At 73.0% G+C, this 15,679-nt stretch carries 11 protein-coding genes; 3 read left to right on the top strand and 8 right to left on the bottom strand.

The genetic code is table 11. The features are described from left to right. A partial coding sequence (locus tag DKL51_RS16670) for a putative bifunctional diguanylate cyclase/phosphodiesterase (protein ID WP_438819662.1) occupies window positions 1-2,231 on the bottom strand: 2,231 nt, incomplete at its 3' end. 144 nt (window positions 2,232-2,375) lie between these two features. On the opposite strand from DKL51_RS16670, the gene ilvD reads away from it, so the two are divergent. Together ilvD and DKL51_RS16660 are read left to right on the top strand one after the other, a co-directional pair. Continuing rightward, the gene (ilvD, locus tag DKL51_RS16665; protein ID WP_124812235.1) at window positions 2,376-4,223 is read left to right on the top strand and encodes a dihydroxy-acid dehydratase; all 1,848 of its coding nucleotides are present in this window, start codon (window positions 2,376-2,378) and stop codon (window positions 4,221-4,223) included. A 43-nt stretch (window positions 4,224-4,266) separates the two neighbouring features. Next, on the top strand, window positions 4,267-4,989 hold the full coding sequence (locus DKL51_RS16660; RefSeq protein WP_260428564.1) for a hypothetical protein: 723 nt from the start codon (window positions 4,267-4,269) through the stop codon (window positions 4,987-4,989). Here the strand turns inward: DKL51_RS16660 and DKL51_RS16655 are convergent. The 6 genes from DKL51_RS16655 to DKL51_RS16630 all read right to left on the bottom strand — a co-directional run bounded on the left by DKL51_RS16655 (window position 4,986) and on the right by DKL51_RS16630 (window position 12,888). Further along, a complete protein-coding gene (locus DKL51_RS16655) occupies window positions 4,986-6,677 on the bottom strand; it encodes a SulP family inorganic anion transporter (RefSeq protein WP_124812236.1) in 1,692 nt (563 codons plus the stop codon). The genes DKL51_RS16660 and DKL51_RS16655 overlap by 4 nt on opposite strands. A gap of 11 nt (window positions 6,678-6,688) precedes the next feature. Next, complete coding sequence (locus DKL51_RS16650) at window positions 6,689-7,027, bottom strand: ArsR/SmtB family transcription factor (protein ID WP_109942762.1); 339 nt, start codon at window positions 7,025-7,027, stop codon at window positions 6,689-6,691. Between the two features lie 78 nt (window positions 7,028-7,105). Further along, a complete protein-coding gene (locus DKL51_RS16645; protein WP_124812234.1) occupies window positions 7,106-9,607 on the bottom strand; it encodes a glycoside hydrolase family 2 protein in 2,502 nt (833 codons plus the stop codon). Continuing rightward, entirely contained in the window at window positions 9,604-10,497 is an 894-nt protein-coding gene (locus tag DKL51_RS16640; protein WP_109942760.1) for a carbohydrate ABC transporter permease, read from the bottom strand. The genes DKL51_RS16645 and DKL51_RS16640 overlap by 4 nt, the downstream gene beginning before the upstream one ends. Then, window positions 10,494-11,507 carry a carbohydrate ABC transporter permease gene (locus DKL51_RS16635; protein WP_109966554.1) on the bottom strand — a complete coding sequence of 338 codons (1,014 nt, stop codon included), beginning with the start codon at window positions 11,505-11,507 and terminating at the stop codon, window positions 10,494-10,496. Before DKL51_RS16635 ends, DKL51_RS16640 begins: the two co-directional genes overlap by 4 nt. Window positions 11,508-11,604: 97 nt before the next feature. Further along, the gene (locus DKL51_RS16630; RefSeq protein ID WP_109947981.1) at window positions 11,605-12,888 is read right to left on the bottom strand and encodes an ABC transporter substrate-binding protein; all 1,284 of its coding nucleotides are present in this window, start codon (window positions 12,886-12,888) and stop codon (window positions 11,605-11,607) included. 379 nt (window positions 12,889-13,267) lie between these two features. Here DKL51_RS16630 and DKL51_RS16625 point away from each other — a divergent pair, with 379 nt between their 5' ends. Continuing rightward, entirely contained in the window at window positions 13,268-14,287 is a 1,020-nt protein-coding gene (locus DKL51_RS16625; protein WP_124812233.1) for a LacI family DNA-binding transcriptional regulator, read from the top strand. A gap of 30 nt (window positions 14,288-14,317) precedes the next feature. Here the strand turns inward: DKL51_RS16625 and DKL51_RS16620 are convergent. Next, window positions 14,318-15,679, bottom strand: a 1,362-nt coding sequence (locus DKL51_RS16620) for a putative bifunctional diguanylate cyclase/phosphodiesterase (RefSeq protein ID WP_124812232.1), incomplete at its 5' end; no start/stop codon positions are given.

Here is a 15,679-nt window from a genome sequence, read left to right as displayed (position 1 = left end):
GGGCGGGCCGGCGCGGGAGGCGGGACCGGCGGCAGCGGCGCGGGGCGTGCCCCGGGCGAGGTGGCCGCCTCCAGCATCGCCTCCAGGTGCTCCGCCGGCACCCCCCAGCCGAAGAGCGCACCCTGACCGAAGCGGCAGCCGGCGGCGACCACCGCGGCCAGCTCGGTGGGGGTGGTCACCCCCTCGGCGATCACCTCCAGCCCGAGCTGGTGCCCGAGGCGCATCACGATGTCCACCATCGGCGCGAAGGCGGGCCCGTCCCGGCCGACCGGGCGGACCGGCTCGTGCTCGGCGACCAGGCTGTGGTCGATCTTGAGGATGTCGATCGGCAGGCGGCGCAGCTGCCCCAGCGAGGAGTAGCCGGCGCCGAAGTCGTCCAGCGCGATCCGGACACCGGTGAGCCGCAGCGCGGTCAGCCGCCGGATCAGCTCGTCGAGGTCGGTGGCCACGGCGTGCTCGGTTACCTCCAGCACCAGCCGCTGCGGCGGTACGTGGTGCGCGCGCAGCGCGTCGGCGACCTGGACGACGTACTCCGGGGCGTGCAGCTCGCGCGGGGAGACGTTCACCGAGACCCAGACGTCGTGGCCGTCGGCCAGCCAGCGGGAGAGCTGGTAGCAGGCCTGGTGCAGCACCCAGGCGCCCAGCTTGGCGATCATCCCGCACTCCTCGGCGAGCGGGATGAACTCGTCCGGGCGGACGTTGCCCAGCTCCGGGTGGTGCCAGCGGAGCAGCGCCTCGGCGCCGACCGGACGCACCGACGGCAGCGACGCCACCGGCTGGAACGCCAGCCGCAGCTCGTTCCGCTCGATCGCCCCGCGCAGCTCGTGCTCCAGCATGGTGCGCCGGCGCAGCAGCTGGTCGTACGCGGCGTCGTAGCGCTCGATCCGGTTCTTGCCCCGCTGCTTGGCGTAGCGCAGCGCCAGGTCGGCGTGGCGCAGCAGCAGCTCCACGTCGGGCTCACCGCAGTGCCCGGCCAGGCCGATGCTGACCGAGAGGAACACCGGCCCGTCCGGCCCCTCGTACGGCCGGCCGAGCACCCCGAGCAGCCGCTCCGCGACCCGGTCCGCGTCGGCCCCGCCGTGCATCAGCACCGCGAACTCGTCGCCGCCGAGCCGGGCGGCCAGGTCACCGGGGCGCAGGTTGCCCCGCAGCCGCCGGCCCACCTCGGCCAGGACGGCATCGCCGACGTCGTGACCGCGCATGTCGTTGACGTTCTTGAAGCCGTCCAGGTCGAGCCCGAGCAGCACGCACGGGACGTCGGCCTCGGCGCAGCGGTGCAGCGCCCGCAGCAGCCCGCGCCGGTTGGCCAGGCCGGTCAGCGGGTCGGTGTGCGCCAGCTCCCGGAAGTGCGCCTCCCGCTCGGCCAGCCGGCCGGCGTAGGCGCGCACGTCGTTGAGGGCCAGGTACTGCCGGGCCACCAGCGCGAAGCCCTCGACGCTGCCGGCGACGATCCCGAACACGTCGAACCGGCCGCCCTCGAGCAGGTGGTACATCGCCGAGGCGGCCATGGCGAACATCGGCACGAAGGCATACTCGCCGTCCCGGCGGATCAGGTCGACGTCCACCTGTCCGGGCCGGTCGACCCGGTGCACGGCGACGGCCGCGGCCAGCAGCCCCACCGCCAGCACGGCCGCACCGGCCAGCGCCATCGCCGGACCGGCCTGGCAGAGCCCGGCGGCGAGGCCGAGCCCGCCACAGGTCACCGCGGTGACGCCGGCGCCGAGCAGGGCCAGCCGGCGCCGGGGTGGGGCGGCCCGCAGCACGATGATCAGGACCAGCCCGGTGGTGAGCGCGGCGCTCACCGTGGCCAGCAGGATCGGTACGCAGGCGACCGGGGTGGCCGCGCCGAGCAGCCGGGTGGGCTCGGAGAAGAGCACCCAGCCGACGAACCAGAGCGCGGTCGCCATGCTCAGGCCGTCGAGGAGCAGTCGAGCGGTGGCGGCCGGGGCGGCCACCGCGCCGGGCAGCCGGAGCAGCGCGCCGCCGAGGGCCAGCGCGCTGAGCGCGGTACCGGCCGCGATCACCGTCGCCCAGCCGGTGCGCTGCCCCTGGTGGTGCGCCCAGTGATGGCTGGCGACGAGCACCGCGGTCACCCCGACCAGGAGGCTGAGCAGCGCGATCCCGGCGGCGGCGGCGAGCAGCACGTGGGCCTGCCGGTACGGCCCGACCCGACGGCGGGCCGATGCGGTCAGCAGCGCGGTGGCGCAAGTGGCGACGAGCCCGCTCAGCACCGCGACACCGACCAAGCCCGGGGGGAAGTGCACGACCACAACTGTGCCGGATGGGCGCCGCCCGTGGGGCACCGGGTGTGCATCTGTTGGGACACGGCGCGCACGCCGGGGGGCCAGGGCCGGGACGGTGCCACACTGGTAGCCATGCCTGAGCTGCGGTCGAAGACCTCCACGCACGGTCGGACGATGGCCGGCGCCCGGGCCCTCTGGCGGGCCACCGGGATGACCGACGACGACTTCGGCAAGCCGATCGTCGCCATCGCCAACAGTTTCACCCAGTTCGTACCCGGTCACGTGCACCTCAAGGACCTCGGCGGACTGGTCGCCGACGCGGTGGCCGAGGCCGGCGGGGTGGGCCGGGAGTTCAACACGATCGCGGTGGACGACGGCATCGCGATGGGCCACGGCGGCATGCTCTACTCCCTGCCCAGCCGGGAGCTGATCGCCGACGCCGTGGAGTACATGGTCAACGCGCACTGCGCGGACGCCCTGGTCTGCATCTCCAACTGCGACAAGATCACCCCCGGCATGCTGCTGGCCGCGCTGCGGCTCAACATCCCGACCGTCTTCGTCTCCGGCGGGCCGATGGAGGCCGGCAAGACGGTGGCGATCGAGGGCGTCGTGCACTCCAAGATCGACCTGATCGACGCCATGATCGCCTCCTCGAACGAAGCGGTCACCGAGGACCAGCTCGGCGAGATCGAGCGCTCCGCCTGCCCGACCTGCGGCTCCTGCTCCGGCATGTTCACCGCCAACTCGATGAACTGCCTCACCGAGGCGATCGGCCTGGCCCTGCCGGGCAACGGATCCACCCTCGCCACCCACGCCGCGCGCCGGTCGCTCTTCATCGAGGCCGGCCGCACCGCCGTGGAGATCGCCAAGCGCTGGTACGACGGTGACGACGCCTCGGTGCTGCCGCGCGCGGTGGCCGGCCGGGCGGCGTTCGAGAACGCGGTCGCCCTGGACGTGGCGATGGGCGGGTCGACCAACACCGTGCTGCACCTGCTCGCCGCCGCCCGCGAGGCGGAGCTGGACTTCAGCGTGGCGGACATCGACGCGATCTCCCGGCGGGTGCCCTGCCTGGCGAAGGTCGCGCCGAACTCGCCGGAGTACCACATGGAGGACGTGCACCGGGCCGGCGGCATCCCGGCCATCCTCGGCGAGCTGGACCGCGCCGGCCTGCTCCACCGCGACGTGCGCGCGGTGCACTCCCCCTCGCTGGGGCAGTGGCTGGCCGACTGGGACGTGCGCGGCGGCTCGGCCACACCGGAGGCGATCGAGCTGTTCCACGCCGCCCCCGGCGGGGTGCGCACCACCGAGCCGTTCTCCACCACCAACCACTGGTCCTCGCTGGACACCGACGCGGCCGGCGGCTGCATCCGGGACCGGGAGCACGCGTACTCGGCCGACGGCGGGCTGGCCATCCTGCACGGCAACCTCGCCCCGGACGGCTGCGTGGTGAAGACCGCCGGGGTGCCCGAGGAGTGCCTGACGTTCCGCGGGCCGGCCCGGGTCTTCGAGTCCCAGGAGGCCGCCGTCGAGGGCATCCTCAACAAGTCGGTCGCCGCCGGGGACGTGGTGGTGATCCGGTACGAGGGCCCGAAGGGCGGCCCGGGCATGCAGGAGATGCTCTACCCCACCTCGTTCCTCAAGGGCCGGGGGCTGGGCCGCTCCTGCGCGCTGCTGACCGACGGCCGGTTCTCCGGCGGCACCTCCGGGCTGTCCATCGGGCACGTCTCCCCCGAGGCGGCGTCGGGTGGGCTGATCGCGCTGGTGCAGGAGGGCGACGAGATCGTCATCGACATCCCGGCCCGCTCGATCCAGCTCAACGTGCCGGAGGACGTGCTGCACGCCCGCCGGGTCGCCGAGGAGAAGCGGGACCGCCCGTACACCCCGGCGGATCGGCAGCGGCCGGTGTCGGCGGCGCTGCGGGCGTACGCGTCGATGGCGACCTCGGCCAGCGACGGCGCGTACCGGCGGGTGCCGGAGTAAGCCGCCCCCACGGATCTCCACGCCGCCGGTAGGGTCCGGCGGCGTGGAGACGACGGTGAGCTACGCGCGACTGATCCGACCGGTCATCGACCGGGTGTACGTCGGCGCCCGCTGGGCGGCCCGGGCCCGGATGGAGGCGTCCTACGCCGAGCGGGGCGTGGACCTCGGGTACGAGAACAGCTTCTTCTCCGGGGTGCTGGCCCGGCCGATGCCGGCCGAGGCCCTCGCCGACGGGCTCGTTTACACCGACGGTGACATGAGCCGGGAGCTGGCCCAGGGGGTGACCAAGGTGGCCGCCGAGGGCACCTGGCACCTGACCGAACTGGGCCGGGAGCTGGCGCTCTACGCGCAGCGGGCGACCGCCGAGGCCGCCGAGGAGCTGTGGTCCTCCGGGCTGCCCATGCTGCCCGGCCTGGCGTCGGTGCCGCGCCTGGCGGAGCTGGTCGGCCGGGTGCTGGCGCACGGGCTGGCCACCGGCGGCCCCGCCTTCCACGCCATGTCCCCGCCGTACGAGCCGGCCGACGCGTCGCCGGCGATGCTGCTGGTCACCCGGCTCGGTTCGCTGCGCCACCATCGCGCCGACGCGCACCGGGCGGCGTGGCGGGCCGCCGGGCTGACCGCCGAGCAGATCAAGGCGCTGCCGGACGGGCCCGAGCGGCAGGCGATCGAGGCCGAGACAGACCGCCGCGACGAGCCGGCGTACGCGGTGCTCACCGCCGACGAGCGGCTGGCACTCCTCGCCGGCCTCGGCGCCCTGCCGGGCTAGCGGGCGACCGCCTCCGGCGTGCCCAGGGCGAGCCCGCGGGCGTACCGGATCGCGGCGGGGGTGTCCGGGAAGACCAGGCCGGCGCGGCGCAGTTCCTCGGCGACGCCGAGGGTGCTGAGGACCTGGTCGTGGCCGGGGGTGATGCCCGAGATCAGCACGGTGATGCCACGCCCGCGCAGCCGGGCGATGGCGTCGCCGAGCACGTGCGCTCCGGTGGCGTCCAGGGTCGAGACACGGGACATCCGCAGGATGACCACCCGCACGTCGGCGACCTCGGAGAGTTCCAGCAGGAAGGTGTGCGCGGCGGCGAAGAAGAGCGGCCCGTCCAGCCGGTACGCGACGATGTGCTCGGCCAGCAGCGCGTGCTCCTCGGCGCTGTGCTCGCCGGGGTCGAGTGGGACCTGTTCGAGCCGGGCGCTGCGGGCCACCGCGCGCAGCGCGAGGACGACCGCGACGGCCAGGCCGACGGCCACCGCGGTCACCAGGTCCCAGATAACCGTGACGGCGAAGGTCAGCACGAGCACGACCGCGTCGCTACGGGTGGCCCGCGCCAGCGCCCAGAGCGACCCGGCCTCCACCATCCGGAAGGTGGTGGCGAGCAGCACCCCGGCCAGGGCGGCGAGCGGGATCCGCCCGACCAGCGGGGCGGCGACGAGCACGATCGCGGCGAGGGCGACGGCGTGGGTGAGGGCGGCCAGTTTCGAGGCGGCGCCGGCGCGCACGTTCACCGCCGTACGGGCGATGGCGGCCGTCGCCGGGATGCCGCCGAAGAGCGGCGAGGCCAGGTTGGCCAGGCCCTGACCGAACAGCTCCCGGTCCGGGTCGTGCCGTTCCCCCACGGTCATGCCGTCCGCGACGGTGGCGGAAAGCAGGCTCTCCAGGGCGGCGAGCGCGGCCACCGCCAGCGCGCTGGGCAGCAGCACCCCCACCGCGTCCACGTCGAGGAAGCCCAGCGAGGGTGCGGGCAGCCCCTGCGGCAGCGCGCCGATCCGGGCCAGGTCGATCGGGGCGAGCTCGGCGAGGACGGTCGCGCCGGCCACCCCGAGCAGCGAGAACGGCAGCCCCGGACGCCACCGGGCGCCGAGCAGCATCAGCGCCGCGACGCCGAGGGCCACCGCGAGGGCGGCCGGGCGCGGGTGTACGACGAACCGGCCGACCGCGTCGGCGGCCACCGCCCAGACCTTCTCCCCGTGCGCGTCGGTCACGCCGAGCGCGGCGGGCACCTGTTGCAGGGCGATCACCACGGCGATGCCGGCGGTGAAGCCCTCGATCACCGGGGTGGGCAGGTAGCGGACGTACCGGCCGAGGCGGGCGAGGGCGAGGGCGATCAGCACCAGCCCGGCCATCGCACCGACCATCAGCACCCCGGTGGCGCCGAAGCGCTGCACCACCGGCACCAGCACCACGGTCATCGCCCCGGTCGGGCCGGAGACCTGCAGGTTCGAGCCGCCGAACACGGCGGCGACCGCCCCGGCGACCACGGCGGTGATCAGCCCGGCCTGGGCGCCCAGCCCGGAGGTCACGCCGAACGCCAGGGCCAGCGGCAGCGCCACCACCGCCACGGTCAGCCCGGCGACCAGGTCCCGCCGGGGCGACCGGCGGACCGCCGCCCAGTCGGCGCGGCCCGGCAGCAGGCCGAGGACGCGATCCCGGGCCAGGGCGAGGGCACCACGCGGGGTGTGCGGCATGGTCGCGGTGCTCACCGGGCCTGCCCGTCGGCACGCAGCTCGTGGAGGAGGGCGTCCCGGTCGGTGAGGACCGCGCCGAGGATCCGCCGCCCCGCGGCCAGCAGGTCCGCCACGTCGGGTGTGCTGAGGGAGTACACGACCAGCGGGCCGTCCCGGTGGGAGGTCACCATGCCGGCGCGGCGGAGCACGGCGAGCTGCTGGGAGAGGTTGGACGCCTCGACGTCGATCGCGGCGAGCAGGTCCCGGACCGGCTTCGGCCCGTCCTGGAGCAGTTCGAGCACCCGGATCCGTACGGGATGTCCGAGGGTGCGGAACAGCTCCGCCTTCGCCTGGTACAGCGGCACCGACACGTGAACTCCTCCCCAGCAGTCCTGAAGACTTTAGCACTTGCAGAATTCTTCAAGTCGGCAAGGGTGGGTTGGCGCCCGCTACGGAGCGGGATCACCTCCCGCTGACGCCGTCGCCCCTTCCGCGGCGGACGTCGCGCCGCTGATGTCGTTGACGCAGCGCAGCACCGGGCGGGCGGTCAGCGCGGCCGGGTCGAGCGGGCCGCCCGCCCGCACGATGAAGGTCGCCGACTCGCCAGGGAGCAGGGTGAGAAGCGCCTGGTCCACCTCGGCCGAGGGGTCGAGCCGGTCCGGGAAGAGGGTCAGGTCGCGCAACGCGCTCCGGGCGGTGACCCGGACCCGCGCACCGTCGCCGACCGGCTCGACCACCGCGTCCAGCTCCGCCGGCGGCCAGTCGACCTCCCGGTCCTCGGCGAAGAACCAGAGCGCCCGCTCCGCCGTCTCACCCGCCTCGGCGACCAGCAGCTCGCGCCGGGCCTCGTCGGGCCGCGCCAGCTCCGCCGGCAGCGCCAGCACCACCGAGCTGTACGCGGGGACGTCCAGCTCCACCGAGGTCTTCGCCCTCGGCTCCCCGGCGAGGGTGAGCCGGGTGACCGTAGCCGGGGCACGCCACCGGTCACCGGTCTCGTTCACCGCCACCAGGGCCAGCCCGCCCTCCCGCGGCTGCACGGTGAGCAGCCGCTCGGCGTACGCCCGGCGCAGCGCGTACCAGAGCGGCTTGCGCCGGCCGTCACCGTCGACCGCCGACCAGGAGGTGCCCGGCCAGCAGTCGTTGAGCTGCCAGACGACCGTGCCCATGCAGACCGGCCGGTACGAGCGGAAGTGCTCCACCCCGAGCTGGATGGCCCGGGCCTGGTTGAGCTGGGTGAGGTAGTGCCAGTCGTCGAAGTTGGCCGGGGCCGGCAGGTGCGCGTCCAGCCCACGCTGGAGCTTCCGGTCGCCGTCGATCGCCTTCTGGTGGTGGGCCATACCCGGCGAGTCGGGGGCCAGCGGATCGTCGGAGATCGCGCGGCGCAGCGTCGCGTACGCCGGGGGCGCCTGGTAGCCGAACTCGGCGACGAAGCGCGGGACGTACTCGCGGTACCTCCGGTAGTCGTCGGTGTTCCAGACGTCCCAGATGTGCATGGTGCCGTGGGCCGGGTCGTTCGGGTGCAGCTCCTCGCTGCCCGACCACGGGCTGCCCGGCCAGTACGGCCGGGTCGGGTCCAGCTCGCCGACGATCCGCGGCAGCAGCTCCAGGTAGTAGCCGCGGCCCCAGGTGCGGCCGGCGAGCGGCTGCTGCCAGTTCCAGTCGTGCCAGCCCCAGATGTTCTCGTTGTTGCCGATCCAGAGCACCAGCGACGGGTGGCTGGCCAGCCGAATCACCTGCTCGCGGGCCTCCGCCTCGACCTCCGAGCGGAACGGCTCCTCCTCCGGGTACGCCGCGCAGGCGAAGAGGAAGTCCTGCTGCACCAGCAGCCCCAGCTCGTCGGCCAGCTCGTAGAAGTCCTCCGACTCGTACCGGCCGCCGCCCCAGACCCGGAGCAGGTTGATGTTGGCCCCGACCGCCTGGTCGAAGCGCTCGGCCAGCCGCTCCCGGGTGACCCGGTTCGGGAAGGCGTCGTCCGGGATCCAGTTGACGCCGCGGACGAAGATCGGCACGTCGTTGACGTGCAGCACGAACGCCGAGCCGTGCGCGTCGGGGGCGGTGTCCAGGCGTACCGAGCGGAAGCCGATCCGCCGGGACCAGCCGTCCAGCACCCGGCCGTCCTCGGCGCACAGCGTCACGTCGAGGGCGTGCAGCGGCTGCTCGCCGTACCCCCGGGGCCACCACCGCTCGGGGTCGCGGACCTCGACGGTCAGCACCGCGCCGCGCTCCCCCGCCGGGATGGTCACCTCGCCCGCCGCGCCGGCGACCGCGGCGCGCACGGTGACCGGGCTGTCCGCCGCCCGCTCGATCTCCACGTGCAGCTCGACGCGGCCGATGTCGCCCTCGACCGTGACCAGCGGGCGGACCGCGGCGAGCCGGGCGGTGGACCAGGCGTGCAGGCCGATCTTCTGCCAGATCCCGGCGGTCACCACGGTCGGACCCCAGTCCCAGCCGAAGTTGCAGGCCATCTTCCGGATGAAGTGGAAGGGCTCCGGGTAGGCGTTCGGCCGGTCGCCGAGCTGGTCCCGGTGCGCCTCCGCGTACCGGTATGCCGAGTCGAAGCGGACGGTCAGCGTGTTGGGGCCGGGCCGCAGCAGCGACCGGACCTCGAACCGGTGGCTGCGGTGCATGTTCTCGGTGCGGCCGACCTCGGTGCCGTTGAGGGTCACCGTGGCGACCGTGTCCAGCCCGGCGCAGACCAGGTCCACCCGGTCGTCGTCGCCCGGCCGCCAGGGGAAGGTGGTCTCGTAGACCCAGTCGGTGCGCCCGATCCAGGTGAGCGCCTCCTCGTTCTGATCGAGGTAGGGGTCGGGGATGAGGCCGGCGGCCAGCAGGTCGGTGTGCACGCAGCCGGGCACCGTCGCCGGGACCGCCCGATCGGCGATCTCCGGCGGCACCTGCGGACCGGGTACGGCCCGCAGCACCCAACCCTCGTGCAGCGCGTGCTGGCTCACGACTTCACCGCGCCTTCCATGATTCCGCGGACGATCTGACGTCCACCGATGAACAGCATCACCAGCAGGGGGACGGTGGCGATGAACGCACCCGCCAGCACCCGCCGGTAGATCACGTAGTTGCCGCTGGCCAGGTCGGAGATCGCCACCATCGAGGTCGGAAAGTCGGTGCCGCTCAGCGTGATCAGCGGCCACTGGAAGTCGTTCCAGGTTGCCACGAAGGTGAGCAGGCCGAGCACCGCCAGCGCCGGGCGGATCGTCGGCAGCACGATGTTGGCGTAGATCCGCATGGTGCTCGCGCCGTCGACCCGGGCCGACTCGACCAGCTCGTCCGGCACCGTGTTGACGATGAACTGCCGCATGTAGAACACGCCGAACGCGGTGACCAGGCCGGGCGCGATGACCGCCAGCAGGGTGCCGTTCCAGCCGAGCTTGCCCATCACGATGTAGAGCGCGACGATCCCGAGCTGGTTGGGCACGGTCAGGGTGAGCACCACGAAGAGCATCAGCCCCCGGCTGCCCTTGAACCGCAGCTTGGCGAAGGCGAACCCGGCCAGCGAGCAGAAGAAGAGCACCGACGCGGTCACCACGGTGGCGACGATGACGCTGTTGACCAGCGAGGCCGCGAAGTAGACGTCCTGCAGGGAGAAGACCTCGCGGAGATTGACCAGGAACTGGTCACCGGGGATGACCGCCGGGGGGAGCTTGGCCAGCGCCTCGTCGGTGCTGGTGGCGATGACGAACATCCAGTACAGCGGGAAGGCGGCGAACAGGAACGTCACCGCCAGGAGCAGGTACGTCCCGACGCCGGCCGGCGTGTCCTGCGGCGCCCGCCCCAGCAAGGCCGGCCGGCTCCGCCCCCGCTTGCCCAGTGCGGTGATGGCGCTCATCGGCGGCCTCCCGAAAGACGGTTGGTGAGCAGCGTGTTGAGGCCGGCGACGATCAGGATGATCAGGAAGAGCGCCCAGGACATCGCCGCGGCGTAGCCGAGGTCGAGGTCCTTCCAGCCGACCTTGTAGATGAGTTGGGCGATGGTCTGCCACTCGCCGTTCGGCCCGCCGGTGGCGGCCTGCGAGTTGAGGTCGAAGAGCATCGGCTCGGTGAAGAGCTGGAGCCCGCCGATGGTGGAGAGCACCACGGTGAAGACAATGACCGGCTGGATCATCGGGACGGTGATCCGCCATAGCTGCCGCCACGGGCCGGCGCCGTCGATCGCCGCGGCCTCGTACACGTCCCGCGGGATGGACTGCATCGCGGCCAGGTAGAGCAGCGCGTTGTAGCCGATCCACTTCCAGTTGACCATGGTGGCCACCGCGATCCAGGAATGCAGCTTGTCGGCCCGCCAGTCGATCGCCGCGTCCCCGGAACCGCCGATGCCGACCATGCCGAGCAGCCAGTTGGCCATGCCGTAGGTGCGGGAGAAGAAGGCGCTGAACACCATCGTCGACGCGACGATCGGGGTGACGTACGGCAGCAGGGCGCCGACCCGCCACCAGGTCTGCGCCCGCAGCTTGCGGTTCAACAGCGAGGCGACCACCAGGGCGAGCAGCAGTTGGGGCACCGAGGAGAGCAGGAAGATGCCGAAGGTGTTGTAGAGCGCGTTCCAGAAGTCCTCGTCGCCGAAGAGCCGGGCGAAGTTGTCGAAGCCGGCCCAGTACGGCAGCGTCGGATCGTCGAGCTGGTAGTTGCGCAGCGACACCACGCCGTTGAAGAGCAGTGGGAAGAGCCCGAAGACGATGAAGAGCAGGAAGAACGGGGCGATCATCAGGTACGGCAGGTAGCGCATGTCGAAGCGGTACAGCCGGTCGCGCCAGGTGAGCCGCGGGTCGTCGCCCCCCGAGCGTCCGGCCGGCACGGCTCGGCGGCTCGACGGCGCCGGTGCGGCGCGGGTGGTGGACATAGGACACTCCAGGGCCGAAGAGGTGGCGGGTGGGCGGGCGACGCCGGGGCGGTGACGGAACGGGGCCGCGCCCGCTCCGTCACCGCTCCGCGGTGCGTCAGGACTTGCCGGCCTTCTCGGCCTCCTTGACCGCCTCGGCCCAGGCGGCGTCGGGCTTCAGCGACTTGTTCTGCACCCGCGTGATCACGTTCTCCACCGCGACCCGGGTCGGGCCGTTCTTCTTGCCCAGGTACTGCGGGGTGAGGCCCTGCGCCATCTTGGGGAAGATCTGTCCGACCGGGGCGTTGTTGAAGAACGGGTTCTTGAAGTCGGCGATCGCCGGGTCGGAGTAGAGCGCCGGCTGCGACGGCAGGTTGCCGACCTTCTTGAAGATCTCGATCTGCTGCTCCGGCTGAACCAGCCACTCCAGCAACTGGTACGCCTCGTCGACGTGCTTGCCCTGCTTGGGGATGGTCAGGAACGAGCCACCCCAGTTGCCGCCGCCACCGGGGACCGCGGCGATGTCCCACTTGCCCTGGGTGCCGGGGGCGGTGTCCTTGATGTGGCCGAGCATCCACGCCGGGCAGGCCAGCACGGCGAAGGAGCCGCTGGTGAAGCCCTTGTCCCAGTCGGCCTGGAAGCTGGCCAGGTTGGCGGAGAGGCCGGCCTTGATCGCCTTGATCGTGTAGTCGAAGGCGACCTTCGGGCCGCCGTCCATCTGGAGCTGCTCCTGCTCGTTGTAGAAGCCGACCGGCTGCTGGCCGAGGATCGGGTTGAACAGGTTGGTGCCGGAGTCGATGAACTTCTTGTTGGTCTTGGCGGTGTACTGCTGGCCGACCCCGATGAACTTGTCCCAGGTGGGCCAGAGCGCGGAGACCTGGTCGCGGTCGGTGGGCAGCCCGGCGGCCTTGAAGAGGTCGGTCCGGTAGCACATGGCCAGGCCGCCGACGTCGGTGCCGAGACCGATCTGGGTCTTGCCGTCGGCCGACAGCGACTGCTTCCACTTCCAGGGCAGGTACTTGCTCTCGTACGAGCCGGCGCCCTTGTCGAGCAGGTTGACGAACTTGTCGGACTGGCTGCGGAACTGGACCATGAAGCCCTCGTCGATCGCCGCGATGTCCGGGGCGCCGGAGCCGGCTACCAGCTTCTTCTGCAGGTCCTCGTGCTGGGCGTTGTACTCGCCGGAGTTCAGCTGGATCTTGATGTTCGGGTGATCGGCCTCGTACCGGGTCTTGAGGTCCTGGAGTCCGAAGTCACCCCAGAAGTTGATCTTCAACGTGACCGGACCGCCCGCCGCATCCGATCCGCCGGTGGTGCTCTTTCCGCTGCACGCCGCGACCATGACCAGACTGAGGGCGCCCACGGTGGCCGCCCGCGCCCACTGCAACCAGGACCGTTTCATGTCATCCTCCGCGCCAAATGGGAACGCTCCCGACATCGAGAGACGTTGACTGAACCGGATAAGTGAGGCCACCGTACGGGCCACCCCTGGGGCTGTCAACGGGCGGTTAACGACGCGGCCGTTCCGTAACCTTCTCGATGCCGTGGGAGCGCGATCATGCGTGGTGAAGCGCTTTCCGGAACAGCTTCAAGACGGGGGCCTGGCGAAGATCGGCGGCGAAGGTCGTACGCTTAACCGCGCAAGTGATGGACTGTACCGTTCAGTCCCGAGCCCGCCGTGCCCACCGGCCCGCCGGGCCGCTTGCAGTACCGTGTTGCCCGCCGGCACCCCGCCGAGCGAGGAACCGCCCCGCGGGGCCGGACAGTGGAGGAGCGCGCCGGTGAAGCGGCCGACCATCGCCGACGTCGCCCGACGGGCCGGGGTCTCCAAGGGCGCGGTGTCGTACGCGCTCAACGGGCAGCCCGGCGTCTCGGAGGCGACCCGGCAGCGGATCCTCGCCATCGCCGCCGAGATCGGCTTCAGCCCGAGCAGCGCCGCCCGGGCGCTCTCCGGCGCCACCGCCAAGGCCGTCGGCCTCGCCCTGTGCCGGCCCGCCCGGATACTGGGCATCGAGCCGTTCTTCATGGAGCTGATCAGCGGCGTCGAGGCCGAGCTCTCCGCCCGGTCGTACGCGCTGACCCTCCAGGTGGTCGCCGACCACGACGCGGAGATCGCGGTCTACCGACGGTGGTGGGCCGAGCGCCGGGTGGACGGCGTCTTCGTGTGCGACCTGCGGACCGACGACCGGCGGGTGGCGGCGCTGGAGGAGCTGCAACTGCCGGCCGTGGTCATCGGCGGGCCGGGGCACACCGGCAGCCTGGCCAGCGTCTGGTCCGACGACGCGGCGGCGCTGGTCGAGACCGTGGAGTACCTCGTCGCGCTCGGGCACCGGCGGATTGCCCGGGTCGGCGGCCTGCCGTCGCTGCTGCACACCGAGATCCGCACCGACGCGTTCACCGAGGTGTGCCGCCGACTCGGCCTCGACGACGCCACGACCGTCTGGTCCGACTACACCGGCGAGGAGGGGGCGCGAGCCACCCGCCGCCTGCTCAGCTCCGCCAACCGGCCGACCGCGGTGATCTACGACAACGACGTGATGGCGATCGCCGGTCTCTCCGTCGCTCAGGAGATGGGGCTCGCCGTGCCGGGTGATCTCTCCATCGTGGCGTGGGACGACTCCCCGCTCTGCCAGCTCGTGCACCCGCCGCTGACCGCGCTCGGCCGGGACATCCCCGCGTACGGGGCGCACGCGGCACGGCAACTGCTGGCCGTCATCGCCGGCGAGCCGGTCATCGGCCTGCAGGACGAGACCGCCCACCTCACCCCGCGCTGCAGCACCGCACCGCCACGCGCTAGGTGAACCGGTTCAGCACTCGGCTGATCAACCGGCTCAGCGGAGCGTCGACCGGAACTCCTCGAGCCACGCCTCCACCCGTTCCGCGGTCGCCGGCCGGGCCAGCGCGAAGCCCTGCCCGTACCGGCAGCCCGAGCAATCGGCCGCGGCCACCTGGGCGTCCGACTCCAACCCCGCCACCACCACCTCCAGGCCGAGCCGGTCGCCCAGGCTGACCACCACGTCGACCAGCGGATGCTGCCCGTCGCCGCCCGCACCGAGCAGGTGCGGGCCGACCTTGAGCAGGTCGATCGGCAGCCGGCGGAGCTGGGCCAGGGAGGCGTGTTCGGCACGGAAGCCGTCCAGCGCCGTCCGCACCCCCAGGGACCGCAACCCGGCCAGCCGCGTCACCACCGTCGGCAGCTCGGCCGCGACCCGCGGCTCGGCCACCTCGACCACCAGCCGCTCCGGTGCCACCCCGTACGCGGCGAGGGCGGCCGCGGTCGCCGGCACGAAGTCGGCCGCGATCAGCTCCCGCGGCGTGACGTTGACCGACATCCAGAACCCCCGGCCCCCGTCCGACCAGTCAGCGAGCTGACGGCAGGCCCGGTCCAGCACCCAGCGGCCCACCTCGTCGACGAGGTTAAGATCCTCCGCCACCGGCACCAGCTCGGCGGGGAGCACGGTGCCCAGCGTCCGGCTGCGCCAACGCAGCAGCGCCTCGGTGCCCACCGGCAGCCGGTCCGCCAGCGACAGCACCGGCTGGTAGACCAGGTCCAGCTCGCCCCGAGCCACCGCACCGGGCAGTTCGCGTTCCAGGTCCAGCCGGCGGACCAGCTGGTCCTCCAGGTGGGCGTCGTACCACTCGACCCGGTCCCGGCCGAGCTGCACCGCCCGCCGCCGGGCCAGGTCGGCCTGACGCAGCACGTCCTCCGGCGCCCCGCCGGCCGTCTCGGCCAACCCGATGCTGGCCCACAGCCGCGCCGACCCGTCGGGCAGCGGGTACGGCTCGGCCAGTGCGGCGAGCAACCGGGTGCTCAGCGCGTACGCCAGCACCGGCCCGACCCCGGTGAGCACGGCGAACTCACTGCCGCGCAGGCGGACCACCAGGTCGCCGGAGTCGCAGCCGGCACGCAGCCGGCGCGTCGCCTCGACCAGCACCCCGTCCCCCACCGGGCGGCCGAACCGCTCGTTGACCTGGCCGAGCCCGTACAGGTCGACGACGAGCAGGGCGCCCGCGCCCTCCCGGCGACCCAGCTCGCCCAGCAGCTCCCGGCGCGTCGGCAACCCGGTCAGCGGATCGGCAGCCGCCCGGCGGCGCCCGTCGACCACGGCGACCGGCTCCCGCAGCCGCGCCTCGCCGGCGGCGAACCGGGCGGCCCGCCGCCGGTGGTCCGCGCCGGTGAGCAGTTCCTGCAG

Source organism: Micromonospora globispora (assembly GCF_003857015.1).
Classification (GTDB): domain Bacteria; phylum Actinomycetota; class Actinomycetes; order Mycobacteriales; family Micromonosporaceae; genus Micromonospora; species Micromonospora globispora.
The sequence above is the reverse complement of the archived record's forward strand: the minus strand, read 5'-3'. Positions and strand labels throughout refer to the sequence as shown.

What these genes read in the sequence shown, in the direction of transcription:
- ilvD (WP_124812235.1), top strand. Translation starts at nt 2,376, where the DNA reads ATGCCTGAGCTGCGGTCGAAGACCTCCACGCACGGTCGGACGATGGCC.
- DKL51_RS16655 (WP_124812236.1), bottom strand. Translation starts at nt 6,677, where the DNA reads ATGCCGCACACCCCGCGTGGTGCCCTCGCCCTGGCCCGGGATCGCGTC.
- DKL51_RS16640 (WP_109942760.1), bottom strand. Translation starts at nt 10,497, where the DNA reads ATGAGCGCCATCACCGCACTGGGCAAGCGGGGGCGGAGCCGGCCGGCC.
- DKL51_RS16635 (WP_109966554.1), bottom strand. Translation starts at nt 11,507, where the DNA reads ATGTCCACCACCCGCGCCGCACCGGCGCCGTCGAGCCGCCGAGCCGTG.
- DKL51_RS16630 (WP_109947981.1), bottom strand. Translation starts at nt 12,888, where the DNA reads ATGAAACGGTCCTGGTTGCAGTGGGCGCGGGCGGCCACCGTGGGCGCC.